6 protein-coding genes and 2 pseudogenes are annotated in these 4946 nt (G+C 46.7%); 1 reads left to right on the top strand and 7 read right to left on the bottom strand.

The window, feature by feature from the left end:
* The 6 genes and pseudogenes from Q0546_RS10885 to Q0546_RS10910 form a co-directional block, all read right to left on the bottom strand.
* Window positions 1-444: pseudogene (locus Q0546_RS10885) on the bottom strand (glutamyl-tRNA reductase); the annotation flags it as partial.
* Window positions 444-1337 (bottom strand): polyprenyl synthetase family protein, encoded by an 894-nt coding sequence (locus tag Q0546_RS10890; protein ID WP_298792964.1) that lies wholly within the window; start codon window positions 1335-1337, stop codon window positions 444-446. The pseudogene Q0546_RS10885 and the gene Q0546_RS10890, both read right to left, overlap by 1 nt.
* 23 nt (window positions 1338-1360) lie before the next feature.
* On the bottom strand, window positions 1361-1816 hold the full coding sequence (locus tag Q0546_RS10895) for a hypothetical protein (RefSeq protein WP_298792965.1): 456 nt from the start codon (window positions 1814-1816) through the stop codon (window positions 1361-1363).
* Complete coding sequence (locus Q0546_RS10900; protein WP_002950971.1) at window positions 1809-2066, bottom strand: DUF2018 family protein; 258 nt, start codon at window positions 2064-2066, stop codon at window positions 1809-1811. Before Q0546_RS10900 ends, Q0546_RS10895 begins: the two co-directional genes overlap by 8 nt.
* Before the next feature lie 90 nt (window positions 2067-2156).
* Window positions 2157-2780 carry an HAD family hydrolase gene (locus Q0546_RS10905; RefSeq protein ID WP_298792968.1) on the bottom strand — a complete coding sequence of 208 codons (624 nt, stop codon included), beginning with the start codon at window positions 2778-2780 and terminating at the stop codon, window positions 2157-2159.
* The gene (locus tag Q0546_RS10910; protein ID WP_298792970.1) at window positions 2777-3109 is read right to left on the bottom strand and encodes a hypothetical protein; all 333 of its coding nucleotides are present in this window, start codon (window positions 3107-3109) and stop codon (window positions 2777-2779) included. Before Q0546_RS10910 ends, Q0546_RS10905 begins: the two co-directional genes overlap by 4 nt.
* Before the next feature lie 79 nt (window positions 3110-3188).
* On the opposite strand from Q0546_RS10910, the gene Q0546_RS10915 reads away from it, so the two are divergent.
* Entirely contained in the window at window positions 3189-4460 is a 1272-nt protein-coding gene (locus Q0546_RS10915) for an aminotransferase class I/II-fold pyridoxal phosphate-dependent enzyme (RefSeq protein ID WP_298792972.1), read from the top strand.
* A gap of 163 nt (window positions 4461-4623) precedes the next feature.
* On the opposite strand, the pseudogene Q0546_RS10920 reads toward Q0546_RS10915, so the two are convergent.
* Window positions 4624-4946 (bottom strand): annotated as a pseudogene (locus Q0546_RS10920) (hypothetical protein); the annotation flags it as partial.

The following is a 4946-nucleotide window of genomic DNA, read 5'->3' on the forward strand; positions in this document are numbered from 1 at the left end:
CTTAAAGGCAAACTCCATCGCCCGTCCGAGCTTCGCACCGCATTTACCGTTAGCGCGTGCAAATTTATACGCCTCTTTTAGCTGCCCAGCGATCTGCGTCTCGCCGATAACAAGGCTATCTAGCGAGCTAGCTACAGCAAAGAGATGGTGCACGGCGCCGTTATCCTCGTAGATGTCGGCTCTGCTTTGTAGCTCCTCAAAAGGGATGCCGCAGATGAGCGACATGCAGGCGATGATGTGCTTGCTAGCGCCTTCGACCGTCTTTACGCTAGCGATGATCTCGACGCGGTTGCAGGTGCTTAGCACCATGCACTCGTTGATGTTTTGGCTGGAGCTAATGAGGCGTAAAATTTCGTTTTTGCGCTCGATGTTAGAAAAAGAGAGCTTTTCGCGCACGGAGATATCGGTGTTTTTGTGCGTAAAGCTCACGCTTGCGTAATGCATTAAAATTCCCTATCTATCATTGATTTTACGATACTTTCTAGGCCGTCTACGTTAAATTTTTCTACCGATTTTATCGCCTGCTCGCCTAAATTTTTCGCCGCTTCTATGCTTTTTTTTATCGCACCTGTTTCGTTCATCTTCGCCCTCACCCAGCCTCGCTCGCCCTCGCTCAGATCTTTTTTAAACAGGCTTTTTAGCTTCTCTTTGTCCGCTTCGTTTAAGCTTTCGTAAAGATAAATGTAAGGTAGCGTCGTTTTACCCTCTTTAAAGTCGCTAAAATTCGGCTTTCCAAGCGTCGCGGCGTCTTGCGTGACGTCCAGGATGTCGTCGATTATCTGAAAAGCTAGGCCTAGGTTTTTGCCGTAAATTTTAAAATTACGCGCGTCAAGTCCTGCTAACATCGCTCCGACCGCGGCGGCAGCCTCGATCAAAACGGCGGTTTTATAGTAGATCATCGTTCCGTACGCGGATTTATCTTCGTTAAATTTAGCCGAGAGATCCACATCCATCATCTCGCCCACGCTTAGTTTGCTGACCGCGCCCGATATCTCGCCCGCGATCTCATGCGGGAATTTCGACAGCTCGTAAAAGCCCTTCGAATAGAGGATATCGCCCAGCATCACGGCGTTTTTGGTGCCGAAGCTCGCGTTTATACTCGGGCTTCCGCGCCTGGTGTCAGCATCGTCGATCACGTCGTCGTGAAGCAAGCTAGCTAGGTGAATAAGCTCGGTAATCGCGCAAATTTTGAGGCTCTGTTCGCTTTCGCCCGCTATTTTTAAAAGCAGCTTGGAGCGCAGCTTTTTACCCGAATTTATCCGAGCAAACATCGCATTTGCAGGCTCGTATCCAAGCTCCGCGATAAAATTTTTCATTATCAGATCGATTTTTTCCATTTATGCTCACTTAAATTTTGCTTTTATCTGGCGTTTTGCGCGCTATTTTGAGCGCCGCTCTGCTTTTTTGGCGGGTCCAAAAACTCAACATCTACGCGCTGTTCGTCGTCGTTTATCAGCACGCGAAACTTCGCTACGCCTTGCTTAAAATCCTCAAAAACGAGATAAAGCGCGACGCGGTCGCTAGGCGGGTACTTGAGGTCCGGTATCAAAGTCTGCTTGTAGGTCTCAAGGCCGCGCCTTAGCGACATAACAAGCTGGCGAGGATAGTTTCGGTAGCGCGAATGAACGATAATGTTCGTGTTATCAAAAAGCGTCCAACGAAAATCAAAGCTCTCGCGCTCGTCAGTGCCCTTTTTGGTTACGAAAACCCGCGCCCACTCGTCTTTTTTGAGCTCAAAAAGGTGCTCTTCCTCGAAATTTACCGCGCCGAAAGCCAACGATAAAAACAACGAAAATATAACGGCTATTTTACTCATTTTGACTTAAAATATCCCCACTAAGCCCGATATAAATGTCGTTTAGCCGCTCATTTACAAGGGTCTGATTTTGAGAAATAAACGAATTTTGCGCCGTTTCGTCAAAGCCGTTTTTTTCGCAAAATTCGCTCATTGCGATAAATTTTTCAAAGGTCTTTTCAAGCTCGTTTTCGACTAAGTTTTTGTTCGCGTTAAATAAAATTTCAAAGAATTTTTCTCTCGGACTTTGAGAAAATATATCATAATCCATAAATTTTAAAACCTTTCGCAAATCTTAAAATACATATTATTTTTTGTAAAATATTACCTAAAATCATACGCACTATAATACGCTAAATTTTTATAACTTCTCGATATATAGGGCTGCTTGCGCCACCGTAAAGACATTGTCGCAGCTCGGACTTTGGCTACCAAAACCCCAACAAACGTTTAGATATTTTATATCCGTATTACGTGCGGCAAGCTCGTCCTTTTTGCTATCTCCGACAAATATCGCTTTATCGAATTCGCCTGATTTTAGTATCAAATTTAACATCGCCGGATCTGGTTTTTGAGGTATGTTTTCATCCGCTCCGACGATGAGATCGAAAAATTTAAATATCCCGCTTCTTTGTAAAATTTCATCCAAAGTATATCGCGGCGCATTGCTAGCTAGAGCGACGAAATACCCTGCCTCTTTTAACCCAGCTAGCAGTTCCCGGGCGCCATCATAAGCAGCGGCGTATTCGCGGTAGTTTTTCTTAAATTTAGCTTCAAAGTTATCCCGCAGCTTCATATCGGGCTTATCTATACCGTAAAAGTCAAGCCCCAAATTTCGCCCCGGCTCGTTTATGGCCTTTACGATAAACTCCGCGGCCAGATCGCCACGAAGCCCCAGCTCGCGCCGCACTTCGTTTACCGTCTCGCAGATCGCTTTTGCGCTATCTATGAGCGTGCCGTCCATGTCAAATATCACGCATTTCACTCTTCGTCCTTATATTTTTTTCTATGTTTTTCTTTTTTATACGTTTTTTGATTTTTTAGCTTTTCTAGCGCGTTGACGCAGGCCACCAGCTCGCCTCTCTCGCCGCCTTTTACGACTAAATTTACGAAATTTTCAAGAGATTTCGAGTAGGCGTTATCTAAAAAAACCGGCTCGATCTTGCGTAAAATTTCGGCGTTTTTGCCCACTCTAGCGCGAAATTCGTCCTCGTTAAAATCCTCTCTTTTTAGCGCGCTAATCGCCGCTTTTGCGAATTTTTCCAGACCGCGCAGGTATTTTACGCGCTTAAATTTGTCGTTTTGTTCAGCCATTTTTTCCTTTCAAAAGCCCAATTATACCAATTTAAACATTTAGCGGTTATAATGCGCGCAAATTTTACAAGGAGAAAAAATGCAAAAAGAGACGATCGCCACGCACTACGGCTACGATACCAAGGCTGGCCCGGGAGCCATGGCGGTGCCGATTTACCAGACTACGGCTTATGATTTCGGTAGCGCCGAGATGGCCGCGGCGAGATTTCAGCTAGAAGCCCCAGGCCACATCTATACGAGGCTAGGCAACCCGACGACGGACGTTCTAGAGAGCCGTATAGCCGCACTCGAGGAGGGCTCGGCCTCTATCGTGACGGCCAGCGGTCAGGCGGCGATTTTTTACTCGATCGCAAATTTAGCCGCAGTCGGCGACAACATCGTCGTGGCAAAGAAAATTTACGGCGGAACGATGGTTCTTTTCATGCACACGCTTAAGCGTTTTGGCATCGAGGCGCGAGTGTTTGATAGCGACAGCGCGGACGATCTTGAAAATTTGATCGACGACAAAACGCGCGCGATATTTTTCGAGACGCTATCAAATCCGCAAATCGCAATCCCGAATTTTAAAAAAATCGTAGAGATAGCAGACAAGCACGGCGTCGTAACGATCGCTGATAACACCGTGCCTACGCCGATCATTTTCCAGCCGCTAAATCACGGCATCGACGTCGTCGTGCATAGCGCTAGCAAATATATCTGCGGCCAGGGCCTAAGCCTATCTGGCGCGGTCGTCGCTAGTAAAAATTTAAACGCCAAGCTAGTCGGTAACGCCAGATACGCGCATTTTAACGAGCCTGATGAGAGCTATCACGGGCTAGTTTATGCGCAGATGGCTGATAAATTTGACATCTATACGCTGCGCATGAGAGTGGCTTTGGTGCGAGACATAGGCGCTACGATCTCGCCTTTTAACTCTTGGCAGCTCATACAGGGGCTTGAGACGTTAAGCGTTCGTATCGAGAGGCACTCGCAAAATGCGCGCAAGATCGCCGAGTTTTTAAACTCGCATAAACACGTCAAGCGCGTGACCTACCCTGCGCTAAAAAGCGATCCCGAGCACGAAAAAGCGCAAAAATACTTTAAAGACGGCATGGCTAGCGGGCTAATGTGCTTTGAAACCGATAGCTATGAGCGCGCCGTAAAGATGCTTAGCAAGGTAAAACTCTTTAAAATAGTCGTAAATATCGGCGACTCCAAGTCTCTCATCACGCACCCGGCCTCCACTACGCATCAGCAACTCTCGAGCGAGGAGCTAATAAAAGCGGGCATAACAAAGGAGCTAATCAGAATAAGCGTCGGCCTAGAAAACGCGGACGACCTCATCGCCGATCTGGCGCAGGCTTTGGAGTAAAAGAGAGTTAAATTTGAAAGATAGATTCGGCTAAATTTAAGCTAAATTCAAATATACCCCTTCGGCGGTTTCACCGCCTTGGGGTTAAGCGCTAGATTGTTAAATTTGATCAAGAGGGCTTCCCTCTTGATCCTTGGCTCGTTCAAGCTCAAATTTGAGCAGGCTACTTGTCCTTTTTCCTATCGGCTTTTTCTTTTATTTCTTCCGCCGCCTCTAAGTCTAGCTGCGCTTGCTTAAACGCTTTACGCGCCTTATCGACGCGGCGGGAATTTTTAACGCTGGCGTCGTCTTTATAAACCTTTTCGGCTTCCTCCAGCTCAACCTTTTTCTTACCGAAATTCATCTGCGCCGTCTCCAAATTCATTGTAGGGTTATCAGCGCCCGCCAGCTCCGCCTTTGACGTTACCTTGCCCGTAACGGGGTTACGTCCGATAGTTGCGTCGAAATCGCGCTTACTATCTTCTTTACTAAGACGATAGCACTCTT

The sequence above is a fragment of the uncultured Campylobacter sp. genome, from assembly GCF_937997465.1.
Lineage (GTDB): Bacteria > Campylobacterota > Campylobacteria > Campylobacterales > Campylobacteraceae > Campylobacter_A.